The sequence below is a fragment of the Paenibacillus koleovorans NBRC 103111 genome, assembly GCF_004000845.1.
Classification (GTDB): domain Bacteria; phylum Bacillota; class Bacilli; order Paenibacillales; family NBRC-103111; genus Paenibacillus_AA; species Paenibacillus_AA koleovorans.
The window spans coordinates 12,583-35,089 of record NZ_BIMA01000073.1 but is presented as its reverse complement, the minus strand read 5'-3'; the positions used below and the strand labels follow the sequence as shown (position 1 = coordinate 35,089).

22 protein-coding genes are annotated in these 22,507 nt (G+C 58.5%); 3 read left to right on the top strand and 19 right to left on the bottom strand.

Going from position 1 to position 22,507, the window contains the following annotated elements:
- Nucleotides 1–106: 106 nt before the first annotated feature.
- The 4 genes from lysA to PKO02S_RS21395 form a co-directional block, all read right to left on the bottom strand.
- Entirely contained in the window at nt 107–1,447 is a 1,341-nt protein-coding gene (gene lysA, locus PKO02S_RS21410) for a diaminopimelate decarboxylase (protein WP_127585966.1), read from the bottom strand.
- A gap of 104 nt (nt 1,448–1,551) precedes the next feature.
- Nucleotides 1,552–3,186 carry a spore germination protein gene (locus tag PKO02S_RS21405; protein ID WP_127585964.1) on the bottom strand — a complete coding sequence of 545 codons (1,635 nt, stop codon included), beginning with the start codon at nt 3,184–3,186 and terminating at the stop codon, nt 1,552–1,554.
- Nucleotides 3,187–3,219: 33 nt separating this feature from the next.
- A complete protein-coding gene (locus tag PKO02S_RS21400) occupies nt 3,220–3,651 on the bottom strand; it encodes a stage V sporulation protein AB (protein ID WP_246067173.1) in 432 nt (143 codons plus the stop codon).
- Nucleotides 3,648–4,289 carry a stage V sporulation protein AA gene (locus PKO02S_RS21395; protein WP_127585962.1) on the bottom strand — a complete coding sequence of 214 codons (642 nt, stop codon included), beginning with the start codon at nt 4,287–4,289 and terminating at the stop codon, nt 3,648–3,650. The genes PKO02S_RS21400 and PKO02S_RS21395 overlap by 4 nt, the downstream gene beginning before the upstream one ends.
- Nucleotides 4,290–4,520: 231 nt before the next feature.
- Here PKO02S_RS21395 and PKO02S_RS21390 point away from each other — a divergent pair, with 231 nt between their 5' ends.
- Complete coding sequence (locus tag PKO02S_RS21390) at nt 4,521–5,501, top strand: phytanoyl-CoA dioxygenase family protein (RefSeq protein WP_127585960.1); 981 nt, start codon at nt 4,521–4,523, stop codon at nt 5,499–5,501.
- 58 nt (nt 5,502–5,559) lie between these two features.
- On the opposite strand, the gene PKO02S_RS21385 is transcribed toward PKO02S_RS21390, so the two are convergent.
- From PKO02S_RS21385 to PKO02S_RS21360, 6 genes are all read right to left on the bottom strand, one after another.
- Nucleotides 5,560–6,372, bottom strand: a complete 813-nt coding sequence (locus PKO02S_RS21385) for an AraC family transcriptional regulator (RefSeq protein WP_127585958.1) — start codon at nt 6,370–6,372, stop codon at nt 5,560–5,562.
- Between the two features lie 68 nt (nt 6,373–6,440).
- Nucleotides 6,441–7,196, bottom strand: a complete 756-nt coding sequence (sigF, locus tag PKO02S_RS21380; protein WP_127585956.1) for an RNA polymerase sporulation sigma factor SigF — start codon at nt 7,194–7,196, stop codon at nt 6,441–6,443.
- A gap of 11 nt (nt 7,197–7,207) precedes the next feature.
- Nucleotides 7,208–7,654 (bottom strand): anti-sigma F factor, encoded by a 447-nt coding sequence (gene spoIIAB / locus PKO02S_RS21375; protein ID WP_127585954.1) that lies wholly within the window; start codon nt 7,652–7,654, stop codon nt 7,208–7,210.
- Complete coding sequence (gene spoIIAA / locus PKO02S_RS21370) at nt 7,651–8,004, bottom strand: anti-sigma F factor antagonist (RefSeq protein WP_127585952.1); 354 nt, start codon at nt 8,002–8,004, stop codon at nt 7,651–7,653. Before spoIIAA ends, spoIIAB begins: the two co-directional genes overlap by 4 nt.
- A gap of 132 nt (nt 8,005–8,136) precedes the next feature.
- Nucleotides 8,137–9,339, bottom strand: a complete 1,203-nt coding sequence (locus PKO02S_RS21365; protein WP_127585950.1) for a D-alanyl-D-alanine carboxypeptidase family protein — start codon at nt 9,337–9,339, stop codon at nt 8,137–8,139.
- Nucleotides 9,340–9,548: 209 nt separating this feature from the next.
- Nucleotides 9,549–10,397, bottom strand: coding sequence for a phytanoyl-CoA dioxygenase family protein (locus tag PKO02S_RS21360; RefSeq protein WP_127585948.1), 849 nt, complete (start codon nt 10,395–10,397; stop codon nt 9,549–9,551).
- A gap of 191 nt (nt 10,398–10,588) precedes the next feature.
- On the opposite strand from PKO02S_RS21360, the gene PKO02S_RS21355 reads away from it, so the two are divergent.
- Nucleotides 10,589–11,515 carry an AraC family transcriptional regulator gene (locus tag PKO02S_RS21355; protein ID WP_246067169.1) on the top strand — a complete coding sequence of 309 codons (927 nt, stop codon included), beginning with the start codon at nt 10,589–10,591 and terminating at the stop codon, nt 11,513–11,515.
- Between the two features lie 140 nt (nt 11,516–11,655).
- On the opposite strand, the gene fni is transcribed toward PKO02S_RS21355, so the two are convergent.
- The 9 genes from fni to PKO02S_RS21310 form a co-directional block, all read right to left on the bottom strand.
- The gene (gene fni, locus PKO02S_RS21350) at nt 11,656–12,747 is read right to left on the bottom strand and encodes a type 2 isopentenyl-diphosphate Delta-isomerase (RefSeq protein WP_246067168.1); all 1,092 of its coding nucleotides are present in this window, start codon (nt 12,745–12,747) and stop codon (nt 11,656–11,658) included.
- A 56-nt stretch (nt 12,748–12,803) separates the two neighbouring features.
- The gene (locus tag PKO02S_RS21345) at nt 12,804–14,138 is read right to left on the bottom strand and encodes a pyrimidine-nucleoside phosphorylase (RefSeq protein ID WP_127585946.1); all 1,335 of its coding nucleotides are present in this window, start codon (nt 14,136–14,138) and stop codon (nt 12,804–12,806) included.
- A gap of 69 nt (nt 14,139–14,207) precedes the next feature.
- Nucleotides 14,208–15,059 carry a purine-nucleoside phosphorylase gene (locus tag PKO02S_RS21340; RefSeq protein ID WP_127585944.1) on the bottom strand — a complete coding sequence of 284 codons (852 nt, stop codon included), beginning with the start codon at nt 15,057–15,059 and terminating at the stop codon, nt 14,208–14,210.
- Between the two features lie 33 nt (nt 15,060–15,092).
- A complete protein-coding gene (locus PKO02S_RS21335; RefSeq protein ID WP_127585942.1) occupies nt 15,093–15,908 on the bottom strand; it encodes a purine-nucleoside phosphorylase in 816 nt (271 codons plus the stop codon).
- Nucleotides 15,909–15,948: 40 nt separating this feature from the next.
- The gene (gene deoB, locus PKO02S_RS21330; RefSeq protein WP_127585940.1) at nt 15,949–17,121 is read right to left on the bottom strand and encodes a phosphopentomutase; all 1,173 of its coding nucleotides are present in this window, start codon (nt 17,119–17,121) and stop codon (nt 15,949–15,951) included.
- Between the two features lie 144 nt (nt 17,122–17,265).
- Nucleotides 17,266–18,165, bottom strand: coding sequence for a site-specific tyrosine recombinase XerD (xerD, locus tag PKO02S_RS21325; RefSeq protein ID WP_127585970.1), 900 nt, complete (start codon nt 18,163–18,165; stop codon nt 17,266–17,268).
- Nucleotides 18,166–18,245: 80 nt separating this feature from the next.
- On the bottom strand, nt 18,246–18,482 hold the full coding sequence (locus PKO02S_RS21320; protein WP_127585938.1) for a DUF4227 family protein: 237 nt from the start codon (nt 18,480–18,482) through the stop codon (nt 18,246–18,248).
- Between the two features lie 99 nt (nt 18,483–18,581).
- Nucleotides 18,582–19,709 (bottom strand): alanine dehydrogenase, encoded by a 1,128-nt coding sequence (ald, locus tag PKO02S_RS21315; RefSeq protein ID WP_246067167.1) that lies wholly within the window; start codon nt 19,707–19,709, stop codon nt 18,582–18,584.
- A 186-nt stretch (nt 19,710–19,895) separates the two neighbouring features.
- Complete coding sequence (locus tag PKO02S_RS21310) at nt 19,896–21,512, bottom strand: extracellular solute-binding protein (RefSeq protein ID WP_127585936.1); 1,617 nt, start codon at nt 21,510–21,512, stop codon at nt 19,896–19,898.
- A 229-nt stretch (nt 21,513–21,741) separates the two neighbouring features.
- On the opposite strand from PKO02S_RS21310, the gene PKO02S_RS21305 reads away from it, so the two are divergent.
- Nucleotides 21,742–22,503, top strand: coding sequence for a creatininase family protein (locus tag PKO02S_RS21305; RefSeq protein WP_127585934.1), 762 nt, complete (start codon nt 21,742–21,744; stop codon nt 22,501–22,503).
- The last annotated feature ends 4 nt before the right edge of the window (nt 22,504–22,507 follow it).

The following is a 22,507-nucleotide window of genomic DNA, read 5'->3' as shown; positions in this document are numbered from 1 at the left end:
GCGCACTCTTACGCTTTGGTTCTGTAAAGGACTTAAACTCTATAATGTCAAAATACCCCCTGCAGCAACATCCATTGCCGCAGGGGGCCTCACGCCTAAACCATGGTCAAGCTTTCGCAATAGGCTCCGGCTGCTTCCGCAGCCGCTCCGGGATGACGTCGTTGCCCGCGACATCCTCATACGTGTCGCGCCGGACGACGACATCCGCCGCACCGTCCTTCACGAAGATGACTGCCGGCTTGCGGATCCGGTTGTAGTGGCTAGCCATCGCATAGTTGTAGGCACCGGTACTGGAGACGGCGAGCAGATCGCCCGTGCGGACGACCGGGAGCGCCAAATCCCAGATGAGCATGTCGCCGGATTCGCAGCATTTGCCTGCGATCGAGACAACCTCTTCCTCCACGTCGAGCGCCCGGTTCGCCAGCATTGCCTCATAGCGGGCGCCATACAACGCCGGACGCGGGTTGTCGGTCATCCCGCCGTCGACGGCCACATATTTGCGCACGCCCGGGATATCCTTCACTGAGCCGACGGTATACAGCGTTGTGCCGGCTTCGCCGACGATGCTGCGGCCCGGCTCGATCCAGATCTCCGGCAGCGGGTAGCTGCGCGCCGAGAAATTGTTCTTCACCGCATCGGCGATCGCGCCGATGTAACGGGCGGCCGGCAGCGGCGTGTCGCCTTCCATATAGCGGATGCCGAAGCCGCCGCCGAGATTGATGACCGTGAACGTATAGTCGAGCTCGTCGCGCACTTGAGCGGCGAAGCGGGATACTTTGTCCGCCGCGATCTCGAAGCCGTCCACCTCGAAAATTTGCGAGCCGATATGCGAATGAACGCCGAGCAGACGCAGCTGCTCCAGCTTCAGCGACTCCTGGACCGCCCGGAACGCCGACCCATTCTCCATGTCGAAGCCGAACTTCGAGTCGGTTTGCCCGGTGGAGATGAATTCATGCGTGTGCGCTTCGACGCCCGGCGTGATGCGCAGCAGGATGCTCGCCTTCATTTTCCGCTCGCGGGCCAGCTCGTTCAACAAGTGAAGCTCCATGAAGTTGTCGACGACAAAACAGCCGATATTGGCATCCAGCCCCATCTCGATCTCTTGCGGCGTCTTGTTGTTGCCGTGGAAATGAATCCGCTGCGGCGGAAACCCGGCCTGCAGCGCGGTATAAAGCTCGCCGTCCGAGACGACGTCGAGCGAAAGTCCCTCTTCTTCTACAATGCGGCACATCGCCTTCACACAGAACGCTTTGCTCGCGTAGGCGACCTGAAATTGCAATCCGGTGGCGAGGAAGGCGTCTCGGAATTCGCGGCAGCGTGTGCGGATCAGTTGCTCGTCGAACACATACAGCGGCGTGCCATAGTCGGCAGCAAGCTGCGTCGTATCGCAACCCCCGATTTCCAAATGTCCCCTGTTGTTGATCGCGCTTGTTCCGTGTAGGTGCATCGATTGTTCCTCTTCCCTGTATCTGTTTGATAATTAAAGTACCACAGGTCTACCCCGATGACAATAAGCGGGTGAGGAGAATCCGCGCGCAGGCTATACCGCCGTTATCCTTGCTCTTTGCCCGGCGGCTGCCGCGTCTTGTCCCTGGCGTTCGTGATGCTTAGTCGTATTTTCGAACTCAATACCGGGAGGCGGAACATAATATTCAGCATAGCCTTCGCATCGAATGGGATGAACGGCCACAGATACGGTGCATTGTATGAACGCTGCACAGCGAGAACAACTACCCAGAGCGTGCTGCCGAGGACGAATCCCGTCCCGTCGAAAATGGCCACCAGTACCAGCAACGCCAACCGGACTAGCCGATTGGCTAAACCGAGCTCATAGCTCGGGGTGCAGAACATCCCGATGGCCGCTACCGCCATATACATGATGACTTCATTAATAAACAGCCCGGTCTTCACCGCTATGTCGCCGACCAGAATCGCTGCTACCAAGCCCATTGCTACCGTCAATGGAGAGGGAGTATGAACAGCCGCCAGCCGCATCATGTCGACGCCTACCTCAACCAGCAGGAACTGTAACAGCAAGGGGAGCTCCCCCTGCTTTTGGGGTCCGAGAAACTCCAGCCCCGCCGGCTTCATCTCCGGGCTCTGGACGAGCAGAAACCAGAGCGGCAGCAGGAACAGAGAGCCGAAGATCCCGACGAAACGAACCCAGCGCAAATAGCTGCCGACGATCGGCGTTTGCCGATATTCCTCGACGTGCTGCACCAGATGAAAAAACGTGCACGGCAGGATCATGACCGATGGCGACGTATCGACGAATAAAATGATGTGTCCTTCCAGCATATGCGAGCTGACGACATCGGGTCGCTCCGAGTAGCGGACGGACGGATAGGGATTCCATCCCTTGCCCATGATCGCTTCCTCCAGCTGCTTGTCGCCGAGCGGGATGCCGTCTATCGCCACGGTTTTGATTTTGTCCTGAATCGCCTTAACCAGATCCGGATTGGCGATGTCCTCGATGTAGCCGATGCACACATGCGTGTTCGTCCGTTTCCCGACGGTGAGCAGCTCCAGCTTGAGCCTCGGATCGCGAATTCGGCGCCGCACGAGCGTGACGTTTGTGAGCAGCGTTTCCACGAAACCGTCTCGAGAACCCCGGACTACTTTTTCCAAATCGGGCTCCTCGATCGAACGGACCGGGAAGCTCTTCGCATCGACGACAAGCGCGGACGTTTCGCCTTCGATGAACATACCGCATGACCCCATCAGCACGAACTCGATCACCTTGTCCAGCTCATGCATCGATTCCACCTGAATATGCGGGACGAACCGCTCCAGGAAGCTTTTCAGCGGATCCGGCTGCAGCTCTTCCTCATCCACATACGTGAGCCTGGTAATAACGTCAGTCAACACCGTATCCTTGGCGAAGCCGTTCACATAGAAAAACGCCACTCTTTTCGTACCGAACTCCATTTCCCGGAACACGATATCGAAGCTGCGGTGCAAGCCGACTTTTTCCTCCAGCGCCCGCATCACCACTTCCAAAGAAGGGGAAATCGACTTCTCCTCCTTCAGTCCCATCTCCTCATCCGTCAAAATATCGCGGGCGTCGACCTTGGCGTCCTCCTGCTTCTTGCGGTGCTTCCTATGTATCTTGATCCCCGAGCCATGCGTCTCTGTCTGTGAGTCCGATTCGCGCTCGCTCTTATCCTTCGTTTCCATCTTATCCATGTGAAGCCTCCTCCTATCGCATCATTCGCGCGTCTATTTCCAGTACCAGACAAAATCGAATAGCGATCCCGCCACTTTGCCGAACACCATCGCCATCAGCAGCCAAATGATATAATCGCCGATGCCCAACCGTTTCGCCATAATCGGGAACACGTTCAGCACTTCCGTGAGCGCCCCCGCCAGCATGCCGACAAAGCAGCCCGACAGCAGCCCGATCGCGATCGCCGCAAGGGGAGCCAGCCGAAACGACCCGTTCATGAAATCCGCCAATGTGAAAAAGAGTGCGCCGCTCACGACCGCAGCCTCCAGGCTGTGCACCCGATGCGGCGACTTGGCGATCTGGGCCAGCCGCGGAATAACGTCGAGCACGACGAGAAAAGCAACCATGCCGCCGCCGACCGCCATTCCCCCGCCGATCCCGATCAAGCCCAGCAGCAGCGCCTCCATGATCCATGCGGCACTCATCGCGGCTTCCCGTTGTCCTGCAGCTTCATATATTCTTCCGTGATGACGTAGCGGTTCAGGTTTTCCTGGTACATGAACATTTCGACTTCCAGCGGACTCGGCTCTTCGGTAAATTTTTTCTTGAACAATTGGTTGAAGAAGATGACCATTCCTGCTCCCAGGCCGAACGAATACGGGATTTGCAGCCAATATGGATGCTCGACCTCCCTTCCCGAAATCATCTTGAACAGCTTGCGGTGCACCTCCATCATGCTCACATCCACGTGAAAGTTCATGATCGCGAGACCGGATCCGAAGAACAGCAGCAGCCAGACGATCACCAGCAGGATCGGATTCGGCTTGCGGGCCGGCGACATGATCTCCACAAGCACGTGAGGATCGCCGTAATGCTCAATCTGCACGCCGGGACAGCAGCCTCTCACCGCCTCGACGACGCGGAGCATATCGAGGAGCAGGACGGATCCGTCCGCATCGCCGGGAGTATGCAGCACGAGCTGCTTGAATCGGGACTCCCATTCGGGATCCACCAGCATCTGAGCGACATCGCCTAAGGTAACCGGATCGCCTTTCTTCACCATAATTCGTTTGCGCAGCCGCATATAGAGCACTGGCGGGCTCGTATGAACGGGCGTTTGCATGGGATCACTCCCTCGGATGACAAACTTTTCCCTTTAGTATGCGGCACTGCATGTGGAAGTACTCCGTCCCAGGCTCAGCAAAACTTTCCACCGGTATAAGTTTATGCCGATTTGTACAAAAACGCGTCCAAACGCTCCATGGCTGAATAAAGCCATACACAGTACTATGAAGTCAGATCGTTCAGAAGCTGTTGTTGCAAAAAGTACAAATGGGTCGAGGAGGAAGCCGATATGAAATTGACCGATGCGGCAGAGATCAACCGGGTGCTGTACCCAAGCGTAACGCTTGCGGACTATGTGGACGATTGGAACGGCGTTGGCGAGGGGCAAGTGAAGTTTTACAGGGAAAAAGGATATTTGGCGCTGCGCAACGGCTACTCGAAGGAGCTGATCGACGCCTCCGGGGACGCGATTAAAGCGATGCTGAATGACCGCTACATGCGGACACGCGAGGAGTTCAACACGTGGATGCGGGAACGACGGATGGAATCGACGGCGGCTGAAACGGCGCCTGCGGGGTTGGAGCCTGCGGAGGAAAGCGGCGAGTCGAAGCGAGTGAAGCTGCCATTCGTCCAGATCGTCAAGCCGGACGGCGCCACGCGGATCGTAGACGACATCCGTCCCTGCGAGAGCGTCGGTTCCTTCGACGAATACGAGCGGATGGCCCGGAAAATCGGGGATTACGTCTATTACGACGAACGGTTCTATGCCATGGCCTATCATCCGGAGCTGCTCCGCGTTGTGGAGATGCTGCTGGGCGAGAAGCCGAAGCTCGTGCAGGACATGGCGCTCCTGAAGCCGCCGCAAGGCGGGGGCGAGAAGCCTTGGCACCAGGACATGGCTTATCGCGGCCTGGATTACGACCGGTCGATCCTCGGCGTATGGATCGCCGTCGACGAGGCTAGCGTGGACAACGGCTGCATGCACATTATCCCGCGCTCGCATATGCTGGGCGGCGTGCCGCATTATGCCGAGCGGGATTGGCAGATGTGCGACGAGAATGTCGAGGCGGACCGCGCGCTGGTGGCGCCGCTTGACCCAGGCGGCTTGCTGTTCTTCCACGGCATGCTGCATCACGGCACGCCGAGCAATTTCTCGACCAAGAAACGCCGGGCGCTGCAGTTCCATTACGCCGCCGAGAGCTCGGAGATGGTAACGCCGAAGGAATACAAGCGCATGTTCACGAACGAAATGTCCGGCGCGCAGTGCTGACGCTAGAACCATACGATGCGATTAGGCGGGGCTACCAGGGTGGGCGTGGTTGGAGGCGCTACTTGCGATAAGCCGTCGGCGAGACGCCGAAATGCTGCTTGAACTGCTTGCTGAAATAGAACACATCGGAGTAGCCGAGCGATTGGGCCGCTTGCGTCACCGACAGCGACGTCTCGGTCATGAGATGGAGCGCCCGCTCCATCTTCACTTGCAGGCTGAACTGCTTGATCGACTGACCCGTCGCTTTGCGGAATATCCGGTTCGCGTAGACAGGCGAGAAGCCGGTCGCCTCTATCAGCTGCTTGTCCGCCGGAAACTGGCCGGACATCGTGCGGATGAGCGCTTTGAGCTTGCGCACCGCCTTGTCGTGCAGGCCGCTCGGCTCGGAGCCGTCCGCCTGCGTCATGGCGCTGCGCTGCAGATGGAGCAGCACCAGCCTGAGGAGGAGATCAAACTCCTCCTCGCGCCAGGCGGCGGCGCTGTCGCATAGCTCGAGCAGCCGCAGCATGATCGTTTCGTCCGTCGATACTTCGGTCAAGCTGTAAGCCGACGGCAGACGGGGGAGTCCCTTGACGGGCTCCCCCGTCTCCGTGTTCATCGGCTCGAAGTGCAGGTACAGCACAGTCAGCCGGTTGTCGAGATTTTGACGGCCTACTGGAGCGTCGCCGGGCTGGACGAGAATGCAGACGCCTTTGCGTAGCCCGTACGTTACGTCATTCAGCCGCATCTCCCCTTCACCCGAAAACACGTACCAGAGGTCGTAATACTCGAATGGCGGCGGCGCCCAAGCCCACTCCGGACCGCATTCATAGAAGCCGAACGACCGCCCCTTCATCAGCCGATGCCGTCCTGTGAACAATTTATCGTCCATCCGTTCGCCGCCTCCCTCCCGTTCTTCTTCCTCGATCCTACTATACCGGACGCCAAAAGAACAGACCGCTATTGCGCGATCTGTTCCTTGATGACTTGCAATATTTTTTTCTCCAGCCGCGACACTTGTACTTGGGAAATGCCTAGCCGGTTCGCCACTTCGGATTGCGTCTGGTCTCGGAAGTACCTCAGGTACACGATGAGCCGTTCCCGCTCGTTCAGCGTGTTGATCGCCTCGTTCAGCGCCAGCTTGTCGAACCATCGCTCCTGACCTTCGTCCGCGATTTGATCCATCAGCGTAATCGGATCGCCGTCATTCTCGAACACCGTCTCGTGAATCGAGGACGGCGGCTTGTTCGCTTCCTGGGCGAAGACGACTTCTTCGGACGTGATCCCGAGCTCCTCCGCAACCTCGCCGATCGTCGGCAGACGGCCGAGCTTCTTGGACAGCTCATCCTTCTTCTTGCGCACTTTATTCGCCAGCTCCTTGAGCGAGCGGCTTACCTTGACGGTGCCGTCGTCTCGCAGGAAACGCTGGATTTCCCCGATGATCATCGGGACGGCATAAGTGGAAAACTTGACGTCATAGGACAAATCGAATTTGTCCACGGATTTCAGCAAGCCGATGCACCCGATTTGGAACAAGTCCTCCGGCTCGTAGCCGCGGTTCAGGAAGCGCTGCACAACCGACCATACGAGGCGGATGTTGCAGCCCACGAGCGTCTCCCGCGCCAGGCTGTCGCCGGCTTGACTGAGGGCGATCAGTCTCTTAACCTCGCTGTCGTCCAAATAACTGTGTGAGGCGTGCTTCAGATCCACATCCATGTCCCCTACCCCTAGTTATACAGCGCTTTTTTTGATTCGATCCGCTTCACCATCGTAACCTTGGTGCCTTGACCCGGCACCGATACGACCGCTACGTCGTCCATGAAGTTTTCCATAATCGTAAAGCCCATGCCGGAGCGTTCCATCTCCGGCTTCGTCGTGTAGAGCGGCTCGCGGGCCAGCGCCACGTCTTCGATACCGCCGCCGTTGTCTTCCACGGAGATCGTCACGCGATCGCCTTCGATAGTCGCTGAAATCGTCACGACGCCGTCCGGGCGCTCATCGTACCCGTGAATGATCGAGTTCGTCACCGCTTCGGAGACGACGGTCTTGATGTCCGTCAGCTCCTCCATTGTCGGATCGAGCTGGGAGACGAATGCCGCCACGGCGACCCGGGCGAATGCTTCGTTCTGCGAACGGCTGGCGAACTGCAAGGTCATAAAGTTGGCTCCACTCATGACACGACCTCCAGACTGGAAAGTGCAAGTCTCTCATTTTCCTGAAACGCCAAAATTTTGAACAAGCCGGATAGCTCGAACAAGCGGTAGACGGCGGGATTCGCTTCGCAGACGACCATGCGGCCGCCTTTGCCCGTCACTTGCTTGTACCGGCCGAGGATGACCCCGAGCCCGGAGCTGTCCATGAAGGAAAGCTCCTTCAGGCTCAGCACCACATGCCGGGTGTCGCCCTTCAGAATCGCTTCCTCCATCCGCGTGCGGACGGTTTCCGCCGAATGGTGATCCAGCTCGCCGCGCAGACGCACAATGAGCGTCCGTCGGTAATGTTCCATTTCAATTTGCAGACTCACTCCAGCTCAACTCCCTTCGCAATGCAGACTAGTTTCTACGAAACGAATGGAATTTCCTGCAAGCCGACAAAACTAGAAGAAAACTGCTAATTGTTTTACTAAAACGATCCGATTAGACAAAATTCGGCCGATTTAGTCGATTGTAAACATTTGGCCGGCCGTACGCTTCAGCAACGTCCACAGTCCCGCCTTTTGCACATCGAGCGGCGATTCGATCGGGAACTCGGCGATTTTGACGTCGCCCTTGAACACGACGAGCTTGCCGATCGGCTGCCCCATCTTGATCGGTGCCTTCAAGCCCGGCTCCAACTGCAGCTCGTGGCGAATATCCGCGCCGGCTTCGCCCTTCTTCAGCAGCACCGAATATTGGTGGTTCGCAGTCAGCGACACTTCCGTCTGTTTGCCCTTCGCCACCTGCAGCGTTCCGATCGGGTCGCCGGTTTTGAAGATCGGGTGGTTCGTGTATTGGGAAAACGCATAGTCGAACAGCTTGGTCACTTCGGCGTTCCGCGTCTTCGTGTTCGGTTCGCCCATGACGACGGCCACGATGCGGAAGTTGTCCCGCTTCGCCGTCGCCGACAAGCAGAACTTCGCTTCGCTGGTGTAGCCGGTTTTCAGGCCGTCCGCCCCCGCATAGAAACGCACGAGTTTGTTCGTGTTGACGAGCCAGAACGGGTTCGCCGTATCTTTGCGCAAGTAATCCTGGTATTGGCCGGTGTATTTCGTAATTTCTTCGTGCTTCAGCAGCTCCCGCGACATTACCGCGATATCATAAGCCGTCGTATAGTGATTGTCCGCGGGCAGGCCGTTCACATTGACGAAATGCGTATTGTTCATGCCGAGCTCTTTGGCCTTCGCATTCATCATGGCGACGAACGCTTCTTCCGTGCCTCCGATTTTCTCCGCCATGGCGACGGAGGCGTCGTTGCCGGACGCCATCGCGATGCCCTTCAGCATCTCTTCGACAGTCAGCTCCTCGCCCGGCTCGAGGAAAATTTGCGACCCGCCCATCGAGGCGGCGTATTCGCTCGTACGGACTTTCTCGTTCATCTGGATCTTGCCTTGATCGAGAGCTTCCATGATCAGCACCATCGTCATGATTTTCGTGATGCTGGCCGGCGCCTTCTTCTCATTCATGTTTTTCTCGTAGAGCACCGTACCGGTGTCGGCGTCTAGGAGAACCGCAGATGTTGCGTTTGGCGCCAGCTCTACGGCCGGCGCGGCTTCCTTCGTCGATTTGGCGCCATTCTCGTCGGCTGCGAGCGCTCCCGCCGGTGCGCATAACGCGACTAGCAGCAGCAAGCTGAGCAACCCGATCCAACCCTTTTTGCGCATGAACAAACCCCTCCTGGACGTTATCCCTATTCAACTAGCCTGTTTGGCGTGGACATACTTCTAACAGTTTTGCCCAATCGGGTGGAAAATAAACGGGGGATTGGCATGTTTTGGCGGGATGTGTTCGCATGGAAAAGCCGCCCCCTGGGAGGGGACGGCTGGATTGGGTTAGCTTGGTCATGGATAGGGTAGCTTGGAGTAGGCTGGGTTTATTCGGCCCAGGTGTCAGCGTTGCGGTCGAACAAAATCGGGTGCAGCGGCCCTGCGGCCAGATCGCCCGGCTGGAGACCCGGGAACCACGAGGCCAAATCGTTTTTGCGGGCGTTGCTGTCCGGCTCCAAGAGGCGCGAGTCGTCGGCGAAGAAAATGATCGTCATCACCTCGCGCATTTGCTCGGTCGGGTTCGACGGTGCGCTATGCAGCGTCCAGCCCGCATGGAACGTAGCGTCGCCTGCCGCCATGCCGCCGTGGTTGATCGTCTCGACTCCCTTGCTCTCTATATATTCGCGGAGTGTCTTGTGGGAATCGTCGGAGATGACCTGCTTCGAAATGTAACCGTTCGTGTGTGTGCCCGAGCCGAACGTCATCGAGCCTACCTCCTGCGGAATCGGTACGAGCGGCATCCACATCGTGATCGTCTTGTCCGTGTCAAGCGGCCAATATATTTGATCCTGATGCCAAGGCGTGTGACCGCCGCCCGGCTCCTTGTACAGCGCTTGATCCGCATAAATGCGGACGCGGTCGACGCCCATCAAGTCGGCGGCGATTTTGGCGAAACGTTTCGCGTACACGAACCGCTGCACCGCCTCGCTCTTCGTCCAGATGTTGCCGATCTGGATGAACGCTTTTCCATAAGTGTCCCGCTCGGTCAACGGTTTGGATTGTTTGTTTAATTGTCTTACCATCTCGCCGATAACGGGACGATAAGCCTCGACTTCCGCTTGGGTCGCGACATGGCGCAGCATAATATGTCCGTCTTTCGCATAGCCTGCGATCTCATCCTCGGTGAGTGCGTATGGTTGCCGCAAATCGGGAAGCTGATTCGTCTGTTGGCTCATGGGGATACCCCTCTTTCGTCATAATGGGATGGAGGTGGCTCGGGTTGTTAGTTGTATTATAACCTTCAGATGCGGATTCCTGCGTTGTTTAAGCCAACTAAGCTCTTTGTCAAAAACGACTGTTCATTTGTTAGGAGATTTGGTATCTTGAGGGGAGTAGTTTAGTTGAAGAGGAGTGTGTTGGCTGACGTATGAAGGAGCAGATGACGCTTGAGGAGCTGTTGGCCCGGCAGCCGGTTGTGCCCTATATCCGCAACAGCGACTATGCCGTTCGGACGCCTTGGTATGTGCCGATTCGCCGGCTGCTCGATTATTTGTTGATTTATGTGCAGGAGGGCAGCTGCCTGATCCAGGTGGACGGCGTCGATTACACGTTCGAGAGCGGTCAATTTTGCCTCATTCAGCCGGGCAGCCTGCACACGTTGCAGGGGACGACGAATACGATTACGCCTTATGCCCATTTGGACTTCTTTTATAATCCGCAGCGGGAGCTGAGCTTTCCTACGGGGGCGGGGCAAACCGATTTGAGCGCCTATCAGTCGTTGATGCAGCCGGCTTTAAATGACTTGCAAGGGGTGTATGTGCCGGTTCGGCTGAACCCCGTGCACCCGGTTCAGTTTCGCGACACGCTGCTGCGGATGGTGCAGTGCTGGCTGGAGCGGGATGTTTTGTCCGTGCTCGAGGCCCAGCAGCTCGGGACGGAGCTTGTGCTGGCTATCTTGAAGCAGTATGCGCCTGCCGCGACCAAACCTTCGGCATCCACAACCCCTTCACTCAATTGGATCACTTCGTTTTTGACGTTTAATTTGACGGAGCCGTTGTCCGTGGAGGAGATGGCACGGCGGGCGAGCTTGTCGCCTTCCCGGTTCAGCGCGGTGTTCCGGCAGACGTTCGGGATGCCGCCGCACCAGTATTTGATGCGGCTTCGCCTGCAGCACAGCGAGGAGCTGCTGCGCACGACGAGCTTGACGCTGCAGGACATCGCCGTGTACTGCGGCTTCGCGGACGTGCACCATTTCTCGAAGGCGTTCAAGCGGGTGCGCGGGCTGGCGCCGGGGGCATTTCGGGAGCAGTGGCGGAAGGGTGCATTAGGAGGAACGGAACTCGTAAGGGACTAATTCTGTGGAAATCGGGGCTCGTGCGGGAATTTGTTACTCGAAACAGACTAACTCTGTGGAAATCGGGGCTTGTGCGGGGAATTGTTACTTGGCTAAACTGATTGTTTCCCCGGCTAGCCCCACTCCCAGCACGCCTCCGTTCAGGGCAGTAGCGACGCGGCCGGCACAAGCGCGGGCGTGCCGCGCAGCTCGGCGACCGACCGTGCGCCGATGCCGAACATCGCCGCCCGCAGCTCGAACGCGACGCGCTCGAGCACGCGCTCGACGGCTGCTTCGCCGTCCACGGCGGCGGCGAGCAGCCCGCGCCCGAAGCCGGCGAGGTTCGCGCCGAGCGCGATCGCCTTCGCCGCGTCGACACCGGTCGCGAGCCCGCCGCTCGCGACGACGAAGGCGCCCGGAGCGAGCCGCCGCACGTCGCGCACGCAGGCGGCCGTCGGCAAGCCCCAGTCGGCGAAGGCGTCGGCGGCCTCGCGGCGGAGCGCGTCGGTCCCGGCGCGGCGCTTCTCGACCTCGCTCCACGACGTCCCGCCGGCGCCGGCGACGTCGATGAAGTGGACGCCGGCGTCCAGCAGCCGGCGAGCAGTTGCGCCGTCGATGCCCCAACCGACCTCCTTCACCCCGACCGGCACGGTCAAAGCAGAGCAGACGGCTTCAATCCGCCCGAGCAGCGAGCGGAAATTCGTATTCCCTTCCGGCTGGAACACTTCCTGCAGCGCATTCAGATGGAGCACGAGCCCATCCGCCTCCAGCAGCTCCACCGCCCGCCGGCACTCCTCAGGGCCATAGCCGTAATTCAACTGCACGGCGCCGAGATTGGCGAACAGTGGAATCGTAGGCGCCGCCTCGCGCACGCGAAACGTAGCCGCCAGCTCCGGCTGCTCGATCGCCGCGCGGACCGAGCCGACTCCCATCGCCCAGCCGCATCGTTCGGCCGCCCCCGCCAGATGCCGGTTGATGACGCCGGCTTCCGCCGTCCCGCCCGTCATCGAGCTGATCACAAGCGGTGCCTTGAGCGGCTTGCCGAGAAAACGCGAAGAGAGGTCGATTTCATGAAAATCGACCTCCGGCAATGCGTTATGAATGAAACGGTACCGCTCCAGCCCTGTAGTAACCCCTTGTCCGGCGACCGGCTCCTCCAGAGAGATCCGGATATGCTCCGCCTTTCTTCGTTCCGTGCTCACAGCAGCTTTCCTCCTCCGACCGAACCGTTCGTACAATCCGTGTAGTCCCACCGGTCCGCAAACTCCCCGGACCCGTACCGTACTGCCCGGACAAGCCCAACTAAATCCTAGCCTACTCGCTCCACACCATCCTTGGTCACAACCGCCAAAATCAACTGCGGCGGCTCAACCGGCGTATCCGTAATCCGATACGCCTCCAAAACCCGGCGTTTCACTTCATCCAGCAGCTTCGGATCCGTCCGGTTCGTGTGCAGCTCGACAAGCGGCTCGCCGGCTTCGACCCGATCGCCGATCTTGCGCCTCAGCAGCAGCCCGGCGGCAAGATCGATCGCCGCCTCCTTCGTCTCGCGGCCGGCCCCGAGCAGCATCGCGCTGACGCCGATGCCCTCCGCCTCGATAGCCGCAACATAGCCGGCGACAGGCGCCTCAACCGCTACCACATGCTTGGCCGTCGGCAAAAGCGAATACTGATCGATAAAGGACGGCGATCCACCCTGGCAAGCTACGAATTCCTTGAACTTCTTCAGCGCGTACCCCTTGGCGATCAGCTCGCTCAGCATCTCCCGCGCTTCTTCCGTATCCAGTGCTTTGCCTCCAAGCACGAGCATATGCGAGCCTAGCGTACGGCACAGCTCCTCGAGATCGGCGGGACCGTGCCCTTTCAACGTCTCTACAGCCAGACGAACCTCCAGCGCGTTGCCGACGGCGACGCCCAGCGGCTGGTCCATGCTGCTGATGACGGCAACCGTCTCCCGTCCGACCTCCGTCCCGATCGCCACCATAGCCTGAGCAAGCGCGATCGAGTCGTCCAGCGTCTTCATGAAGGCGCCGCTGCCCGTCTTGACGTCCAGCACGATGGCGTCGGCTCCGGAAGCGATCTTCTTACTCATAATCGAGCTCGCGATAAGCGGTATCGAGTTGACCGTCGCCGTAACGTCGCGCAAGCCGTACAGCTTCTTGTCCGCCGGCGTAATGTTGCCAGACTGGCCGATGATCGCCACCCCATGGCGGTTCACCTGATCGACGAACTGCTCTTGCGTCAGCTCCACCTTGAACCCGGAGATCGCTTCGAGCTTGTCGATCGTGCCGCCGGTGTGGCCGAGACCGCGGCCCGACATTTTCGCGACCGGCACTCCAGCCGCAGCGACCAAGGGGGCCAGCACAAGGCTGACGGTGTCGCCGACCCCGCCGGTCGAATGTTTGTCCACCTTCACGCCGGCAATCGAGTGCAGATCGACCGTGTCGCCCGAAGCCGCCATCTCCAATGTCAGGTCGGCCGTCTCCCGCGCGGACATGCCCCGGAAGTATACCGCCATAGCCCAAGCGGACAGCTGATAGTCCGGAATGCGTCCGCTCGTGTAGCCCTGGATGAGAAAAGCAAGCTCCTCCCGGCTCAGCTCGCCGCCGTCTCGTTTTTTCTGAATCAAATCCACCGTTCTCATGAAGCACCTACCCCCGATCCAGTACGTCCTAACCGATCTTTACCCTATCTATGTACCCGGTCGCCGTGCCTAAACTTCCCTGACGAACGCCTTGACGAGCGCGATGAATTTCGGCTTCGTCTTGTTCGCAACCGCCATCACCTGCTCATGCGTCAATGGCTCCAGCTCGTCGCCGATCGCCATGTCCGTGATGCACGAGATGCCCAGCACCCTCAGACCGGCATGCCGCGCAACGATGACTTCTCCTACCGTCGACATCCCGACCGCATCGCCTCCGACAATAACAAGCATCTTGAGCTCCGCCGGGGTCATATAAGCAGGACCGCTGATGCCGCAATACACGCCCTCCTGCAGCTCCAGCTGATCGCCGTCGTCACCGCGGATTTGACTGGACAGCCGGTGCGCGAGCGCCCGGTACTCCCGGTCATAGGCTTCGGACATGTCCGGGAAACGGACGCCGAGCTTCGGATCGTTCCGGCCGATCAACGGATGATCGCCGGTAAGATTAATATGGTCGCTGATCAGCATCAGATCGCCCGGACGGAACGCCCGGTTCATGCCGCCGGCCGCATTGGTTATGACAATGGTAGTTACACCGAGCAGCTTCATCACATAGATAGGAAAAACAACTTTTTGGAACGGGTACCCCTCGTAATAGTGGAATCGCCCCTGCATGACGATGACGGCTTTGCCTTCGAGTTTGCCTACAACGAACTGGCCGGCGTGGCCTTCTACAGTCGAAACCGGGAAATGCGGAATATCCGAATAAGGGATCGCAATCGCCTGCTCCACCTCATGGGCCAAATCGCCGAGTCCGGAGCCGAGCACCATGCCGATAGCAGGCGTCAAGCCGTTCAGCTTGCTCTGTATGTATCGTACCGCTTCTTCCAGCTGCTGCGAGTGCTGTGTCGTTTGTCCCATTCAAGTACCCTCCGCTCGAATAAAAATGATCGCTTATAATTTGCCGATGATGCGTACAACAAGCTGGAGAAACGATTCCCGCACGCGCTCCGCCGTCTCCATGACCTCGTCGTGGGACAGGGGCTGATTCAGGATACCGGCCGCCATATTCGTAATGCAGGAGATGCCGAGCACCTCTAGTCCGGCGTGACGCGCCGCCACTACCTCCGGCACCGTCGACATGCCCAAGGCGTCGGCGCCAAGCATACGCAGCATGCGGATCTCCGCCGGCGTCTCGTAGCTTGGTCCGAGCATGGCGGCATATACGCCCTCGCGCAGCGTCAAGCCTTGCTCGGCTGCCGCCTCATGCGCCAGCTGGCGAAGCCGTTCGGCGTAGGGCTGCGACATGTCCGGGAAACGTACGCCAAAGGCCGGGTCGTTCGGACCGATGAGCGGGTTGCGGAACATGAAGTTGATATGGTCGCGGAGCACCATCAGATCGCCGGCCGTATAGCCGGTATTGACGCCGCCGGCGGCATTCGTGACGATCAGCGTCTTCACGCCGAGCGCCTTCATGACCCGCATCGGGAACGAAACCGTCTGCGCGTCATAACCCTCGTACAGATGGAACCGCCCCTTCATCATGATCGCCTTGCGGCCTTGAATCGTCCCGACCAGCAGCTCGCCCGCATGGCCTTCCACGGTGGATACGGGGAAATGAGGGATCTCACTATAATGGATGACCGTTACATCTTCCATCGCTTCCGCCAAAATGCCGAGCCCGGAGCCCAGAATCAACCCGATCTCCGGCCGGTACGGGATTTCCTCTTCGATAAATGCACGGGCTTCTTCCAATTGCTGTTGATTCAAGCTGCCCCCACCTTTCCGTCGTCAATAGTCGTACTGCTTGCTACTTCAATTGCGCCAAAAAGCTCGTGCCGTTATTCGGAGCGGCCACGCCGAAGTTATCGGCAATCGTCGCGCCCAAATCGGCAAACGTCGCCCTGATTCCCAGCGATCCAGCACCCTTCAACCCCGGACTCCAGATGAGCAGAGGCACATACTCTCGCGTATGGTCGGTCCCGGCATGAATCGGATCGTTGCCATGGTCGGCGGTCAGAATGAGCAAGTCCTGCTCTCCGATTCGCGCCATCAGCTCCGGCAGCCGCCGGTCGAACTCGATCAGCGCCCGGCCATAGCCTTGCGGGTCGCGCCGGTGCCCGTATAACGAGTCGAAATCGACCAGATTCGTAAATGACAAGCCGTGGAAAGACTCGCCCATCACCCGGATCGTCTCGTCCATGCCGTGTTCGTTGCTCTTCGTATGGTAAGCGGCGGTAACTCCCTCGCCTGAATAGATGTCGTTGATTTTGCCGATGGCGATGCAAGCTAGTCCCGCAGCCTGAATCGCATTCATCACGGTAGGCTCCGGCGGCTTGACCGCGTAATCGTGACGGTTCGGCGTACGCGCGAATGCGCCCGGCTTCCCCTTGTACGGCCTTGCGATAATACGGCCTACCGCATGCTCGCCGAGTGTCATCTCACGCGCAATCCGGCAAGCCTCGTACAGCTCCTCGAGGGGAATGACGTCCTCGTGCGCCGCGATCTGCATAACGCTGTCTGCGGACGTGTACACAATCCAAGCGCCGGTCTTCATCTGCTCTTCGCCCAGCTCGTCCAATATCTCCGTGCCGGATGCCGGTTTGTTGCCGATTACAGGCCTACCCGTCTTCGCGACGAAAGCATCGATCAGCTCCGGCGGAAAGCCGTTCGGATAGGTCTGGAACGGGATCTTAATGTGAAGCCCCATCAGCTCCCAATGGCCGGTCATCGTATCTTTGCCGACCGACGCCTCCGCCATCTTGGCGTAATACGCCTCCGCCTCGACGGCCGGCGGCATCCCAGGCAGCGGCGCTATATTGCCTAGCCCCAGCTTCTCCAGCTGCGGCAGCCGGAAGCCGGGATTCCGCTCTGCGATATGGCCCAGCGTGTGGGAGCCGATGTCGCCGAACTTGTCCGCGTCCGGCAGCTCCCCGATGCCTACGCTGTCGAGGACGACCAAACATATGCGTTTAAAGGTCAAAAGTAACGCCCCCTGCCTTGGTTTCCCATATTATCTCACGCCGTTTGCGCGTTTGCAAAAAAGAAGCCGGCCGTCGGCGGCCTGGCTTCCCGTTGTATACCGATCGCACTCCGGACAACCGGACGGCAAGCAAGGCGTCTAGCCTTACTTCATCCGAGCCCGAGGATGCGTCTGATTGTAGATGTCCTTCATGCGCGGCTTGCTCACCTGCACGTACATTTGAGTGGTCGACAGACCGGCATGACCGAGCATTTCCTGCACGGCCCGGATGTCCGCTCCGTTCTCCAGCAGATGGGCGGCGAACGAATGGCGCAGCGTATGCGGCGTGACGTCCTGCTCGATGCCGGCCTCCGACGCGGTCCGCTTCAATATTTTCCAGAACCCCTGCCGGGTCAGCCGCGTGCCCAAATGATTGAGGAACAAAGCCGTCTCGGGCTTGTCCGACTTGAACAGCTGCGACCGGTACGACTCCAAGTACGCCGACAGCCAATGCACCGCCACCGCGCCAAGCGGAATGTTGCGTTCCTTCGAGCCGACGCCCGGACAACGAAGAATGCCGAGCTCCAGCCGAATATCGCCCACATCGAGCGAGATGAGCTCCGACACCCGAATGCCGGTCGCGTACAGCAGCTCCAGCATCGCTTTGTCCCTGACGCCGGGAGGCGTGCAAGTGCCAGGCGACTCCAGCAGCGCTTCGACTTCGGCGATCGTCATGATTTTGGGCAGCCGCTTCTCCGGCTTCGGCGATTCCAGATCCACCGTCGGATCGACGGCAAGCATCCGCTGTCTGCACAAGTATTGATACAGGCTGCGGAGCGACACCATTATACGGGAAAGCGATGCGGGCGCTCGGCCCAGCTGACGCAGACGGTGCAAATACTGGTGGATATGCGTTTTGTTCGTGTCCTCCAGGGCGGTAACGCCTTGCTGCGTCAAATACTCGATATACTGCAGCAAATCCCGCTCGTACGATTCCAAGGTGTTAGGCGCGAGCCGTTTCTCATCGGACAAATAGCGAACAAATTCGTGCAGGTGCTGTTTCATGGAGGTCATGTCCTTCCATCCGAGTGTTCCTAACTCATTCCACAGCACCTTCCGGAATTCCTGCCGACCGCCCCTTTCCGTTATTCCCCATACCAATAAAAAAATAGCAGCCGATCCGCGAGCGTCCCTTTCTCCGAGATCACCTGTTGCTCGTGCTCGAACGCCTTCACCGCGCGGCCGTGAGGCTCCCGGTATCGCTGCGTCGGCTCCGTCCAGCCCGCGATCCACTGGAACAGCCAGTACACCGAAATCGTCAGCACGACGAAAAGGAATAAAAACTTTGCGCGGATCAGCCATCTTCTGACGGAAAATATCATGGCCGCCCATCCCCCAGTCCACACCGCTAGTTTAGGCTAAGCTTATGACGGCTTGCGGACGGATATGACTGCCTGTCTACGCGTTACCGGTTGGGCTAGCTAGAAAGGCAAAGGCACGTAAGGCTCGCCGACCGCCTCGGCCACCGCCGGATGCGTCACATGGCCGCCGAACGTGTTGACGCCGAGCTTCAGCGGCGCATTTTCTTGAACGGCGGCGGCGAAGCCTTTGTTCGCGAGCTCGAGCGCATAGCCGATCGTGACATTCGTCAAAGCCAGCGTCGAAGTGCGAGGCACGGCTCCAGGCATATTGGCAACCGCGTAATGAATCACGCCGTGCTTCTCATAGGTCGGGTCGCTGTGCGTCGTCACCCGGTCGACCGTCTCGATCGTCCCGCCTTGGTCGACGGCGACGTCCACGATGACGGCGCCTCTCTTCATCTGCGAGACCATCGCTTCGCTCACGAGCTTCGGCGCTCTCGCGCCAGGGATAAGCACCGCGCCGATGAGCAGGTCCGCCTTCTGCACCGCGCTAGCGATATTGTGCGGGTTCGACATCAGCGTCTTCACCCGACCGCCGAAAATATCGTCGATCGCCCGCATCCGGTCCGCGCTCCGCTCGACGATGACGACGTCGGCGCCTAGGCCGAGCGCCATCTTAGCCGCGTTCGTGCCGACGATACCGCCGCCTAGAATGACGACGATGCCTGGCGGTACGCCCGGCACGCCGCCCAGCAAGATGCCTCGGCCGCCGAACGGCTTCTCGAGGAACTGCGCCCCGACCTGCACCGACATCCGCCCGGCCACCTCGCTCATCGGAGTCAAGAGCGGCAGACTGCCGTTCGGCAGCTGGATCGTCTCGTAGGCGATGCCGGTCACCTTGCGCTCCATCAGCGCGTGAGTCAGCTCGCCGGCGGCGGCTAGATGCAAGTATGTGAAGAGAAGCTGATTTTCCCGAAAGTACTGGAATTCAGACGGAATCGGCTCCTTCACTTTCATGATCATATCCGACTGGCCCCAGACGTCAGACGCCGACGCCGCTACCGACGCGCCCGCTTCGCGGTACTCCTCGTCTGTGAAGCCGCTGCCCTCCCCCGCTCCACGCTCGACGATCACGTCATGCCCCGCGAGCCGGAGCATATGCGCCCCCGCCGACGTCAGCGCGACGCGATTCTCGTTGTTTTTGATCTCTTTCGGCACGCCAATGGTATAGCGATTCCGACTAGTCACTCACGCGACCTCCCTTTCCCGATCCGATAGAGGCACTGGATATTGTATAGTATGCTCAGAGCATTCGATTGCGCGGTTATTCGCCTTGCTTAGGTTTTCTTGTATGGCTGGGTACTATACTTCGCTATCTCACAGAAAAAAACCTCCCACCGCGAATTGAACGGAATGGGAGGCTTGGCAAAGCCGCTATTTGAAGTCGTTCACTTGGATGCCGACCGCCCGCATTTGTTGTACATAAGCCTCGAAGATTTCGCGGCCTTTGTATTTCGTAAGCAGCTCTTCACGTATGGACGGCCATTTGGAAGCATCTTTCTCATCGAAGAGCAGTGTGGCGTGAGCTTTGTACAACGGAGTCCGGAAGTCGGCCAAATTCACGCCTGCCGGCGGCACGACGCTTGTTCCGAAGCCTTGCGCGTTCGGCCAGGAGCCAATCGTCTTCAAAGCTTGGCGGTCGTTCTCGGTAAGCGCCGGATCTTCCACCTCCATATTCAGCTTGGATGGATATTCGGGCGTCATGAAGCCCCAGACGGACAGAAAGTTTCCTTTGTTCACAATTTCGGCTTTGAACGTGTCCGGATTCAGGACGATTTTGTTGCCGGTTTTCGTATAGTGTTTGTTCTGAATGCCGTAGTGGGTCAGCAAGTACCCTTCCTCGCTCGCCAGCCAATCCAGAATTTGCATGATGCGCTGCACCTTAGCCGGTTCTTTGTCAGCCGTCGCTTTGTTGACCAGAAACGCTGTGTTAGGCAAATTCCCCACCCAGTTCGGCGTACCGGGGAACGGATGAATCGGAATGATTTGGGCGGTTGGCACGATCTTCTTCAGATTGGTAGCATAGTTGCCCGGAGTCGACTCAAATCCGTCTATCCGCGCGTCGTTCAGCCACACCATGCCGATGCGGCCCTGCTCGAACTTCTCCTTCACTTTCGCCGCGTTGCTCAGGAACCAGTCCGGGTCGACGAGTCCATCCTTGATCCAGGCGCGCAGATCATCCAGCACAGCCCCCATCTTCGGATCGGAATACACATCGTGCAAATTGTTGTCTTTATCGAGGAACGCCCCTCCGATCAGCCCATGCTTCTTGAACTGAGGCGCATAAGCAAGCACGTTCGTACCGTTGCCGGCTTGGCTGTAGCCGTAAGTGTCCGGTTTGCCGTTCCCGTCGGGATCGTTTTTGGAGAACGCTTGCATGACGCTGGTCAATTCCTCATAGCTGGTCGGAACCTTCAAATTCAGCTTATCGAGCCAGTCTTTGCGGATCCAATAGGAAGGGTAGCTGTTAGGGGCGACGGGAATGGGAGCCCGATTGAAGTTTTTAGGGATCTGGAATCGACCCAATTCCTCGGAAGTAACCCACTTGAAATAGTTCGGCATTTTATCCGGCTTCAGATAAGCGGATAGGTCGGCTACGACACCCTGCGTAATGAATTCGCCTGACTCGGTGCCCGAGACGAGGAACAAATCAGGCGCGTCGCTGCCGGAAGCGATGCGGGCCGTAAGCTTGGTCTTGCGTTCGGTCGAAGCCGTCATATTCTCCACGACGAGCTCCACGTTGAACTTTTCCTCGATTTTCGCTCGGACGAAGTCTTCTTGTCCGCTAGGCAGAACGGCATTGTTGGCCCCGTACAAAAAGAAGCTGAGCTTCAACTTTTCCTGCTTGGCAGTTCCCTGAGGTGCCGAAGACGATGACGACGAAGGTGTCGCCGACGCGCCAGCGCCGTCCTTAGAGCCTCCCGACGAGCAGCCGGTTAGGGCCAGTGTGCCTGCCATCGATCCGATTAAAAGCGTTTTCAACCATTTCATTTTGCTTCTCCCCCTTGAATCAAATCAATTCATAAGAATGGCGCTTGTTCCCATTCCGAGACACATGTTGTTATTATCTTGTTATCATTTTATATTCATGTTGTTATTACTGTCAATAACCTAACCATTCGCAACGAATAAATAAAGAGATTGACCAAAAGTACATCATGATAATAAGATAATAACTAGATAATTACTAACTGTCCGTTCGGACAGAAAGGAGGAATTTATGGCAACCGGGCCCAGTGAGCGCCGAAACCCTACCAAGCTGACGTGCCGCAACACGGCAACCGAGCTTGAGGAAGCGACGTGCGATACGATGATCTTGCCGATTGGCGCCATCGAGCAGCATGGCGGGCATCTCCCTCTCGGAACCGATTGGCTGCTGGTCCAACAATGGGCGGATCGAATCGGCGAGGTTTTGGGGGCTTATGTGCTTCCCGCCATGCCGATTTCGTCTTCCATCGAACACAGGCTCCGCAAAGGAACCGTCTATGTGCGCGCCGCTACTTTGGGCCGACTCGTGGAGGATATGGCCGAATGCGCGGCAAGCTCCGGCTTCCGCCGACTGATCGTACTAAGCGTTCACGGCGGGAACTGGATACTGAAACCGACGGTCAGGCAATTGAACCGCGACTACCCCCAGCTGGCGACCGTATTGCTGGAGCTGACTCATGTCTCCTCCGCATATGTCGGCCATCTCGAACAGCCTGATTGCGACATTCATGCCGGCGAGATGGAGACCTCGCTTATGCTGCATTTGTACCCGGAGCTCGTCCATGAAGTAGAGGCAGACTGCATGGATGCACCTTATCCCCGGGAATACATGGATTACTTCGACACGTCAGAGTTGACCCGCAGCGGAGTTTGGGGTCGTCCCGAGCTCGCCTCGACCGAGAAGGGGGAAGCCGTGCTGCGCTCCATCGAAGAAGCCGCCTTGCAGTACTTGGATAAGGTAGAAACCGCATTTCATCGACTGCGGCCTCGGTAGCCCA

What these genes read in the sequence shown, in the direction of transcription:
- PKO02S_RS21365 (WP_127585950.1), bottom strand. Translation starts at nt 9,339, where the DNA reads ATGCGCAAAAAGGGTTGGATCGGGTTGCTCAGCTTGCTGCTGCTAGTC.
- PKO02S_RS21395 (WP_127585962.1), bottom strand. Translation starts at nt 4,289, where the DNA reads ATGCAAACGCCCGTTCATACGAGCCCGCCAGTGCTCTATATGCGGCTG.
- spoIIAB (WP_127585954.1), bottom strand. Translation starts at nt 7,654, where the DNA reads ATGAGTGGAGCCAACTTTATGACCTTGCAGTTCGCCAGCCGTTCGCAG.
- PKO02S_RS21405 (WP_127585964.1), bottom strand. Translation starts at nt 3,186, where the DNA reads ATGGATAAGATGGAAACGAAGGATAAGAGCGAGCGCGAATCGGACTCA.
- PKO02S_RS21345 (WP_127585946.1), bottom strand. Translation starts at nt 14,138, where the DNA reads ATGAGAACGGTGGATTTGATTCAGAAAAAACGAGACGGCGGCGAGCTG.
- PKO02S_RS21310 (WP_127585936.1), bottom strand. Translation starts at nt 21,512, where the DNA reads ATGAAATGGTTGAAAACGCTTTTAATCGGATCGATGGCAGGCACACTG.
- PKO02S_RS21390 (WP_127585960.1), top strand. Translation starts at nt 4,521, where the DNA reads ATGAAATTGACCGATGCGGCAGAGATCAACCGGGTGCTGTACCCAAGC.
- PKO02S_RS21320 (WP_127585938.1), bottom strand. Translation starts at nt 18,482, where the DNA reads ATGATATTTTCCGTCAGAAGATGGCTGATCCGCGCAAAGTTTTTATTC.
- lysA (WP_127585966.1), bottom strand. Translation starts at nt 1,447, where the DNA reads ATGCACCTACACGGAACAAGCGCGATCAACAACAGGGGACATTTGGAA.
- PKO02S_RS21355 (WP_246067169.1), top strand. Translation starts at nt 10,589, where the DNA reads ATGAAGGAGCAGATGACGCTTGAGGAGCTGTTGGCCCGGCAGCCGGTT.
- xerD (WP_127585970.1), bottom strand. Translation starts at nt 18,165, where the DNA reads ATGAAACAGCACCTGCACGAATTTGTTCGCTATTTGTCCGATGAGAAA.
- PKO02S_RS21385 (WP_127585958.1), bottom strand. Translation starts at nt 6,372, where the DNA reads ATGGACGATAAATTGTTCACAGGACGGCATCGGCTGATGAAGGGGCGG.
- PKO02S_RS21305 (WP_127585934.1), top strand. Translation starts at nt 21,742, where the DNA reads ATGGCAACCGGGCCCAGTGAGCGCCGAAACCCTACCAAGCTGACGTGC.
- PKO02S_RS21400 (WP_246067173.1), bottom strand. Translation starts at nt 3,651, where the DNA reads ATGAGTGCCGCATGGATCATGGAGGCGCTGCTGCTGGGCTTGATCGGG.
- PKO02S_RS21340 (WP_127585944.1), bottom strand. Translation starts at nt 15,059, where the DNA reads ATGGGACAAACGACACAGCACTCGCAGCAGCTGGAAGAAGCGGTACGA.
- PKO02S_RS21360 (WP_127585948.1), bottom strand. Translation starts at nt 10,397, where the DNA reads ATGAGCCAACAGACGAATCAGCTTCCCGATTTGCGGCAACCATACGCA.
- sigF (WP_127585956.1), bottom strand. Translation starts at nt 7,196, where the DNA reads ATGGATGTGGATCTGAAGCACGCCTCACACAGTTATTTGGACGACAGC.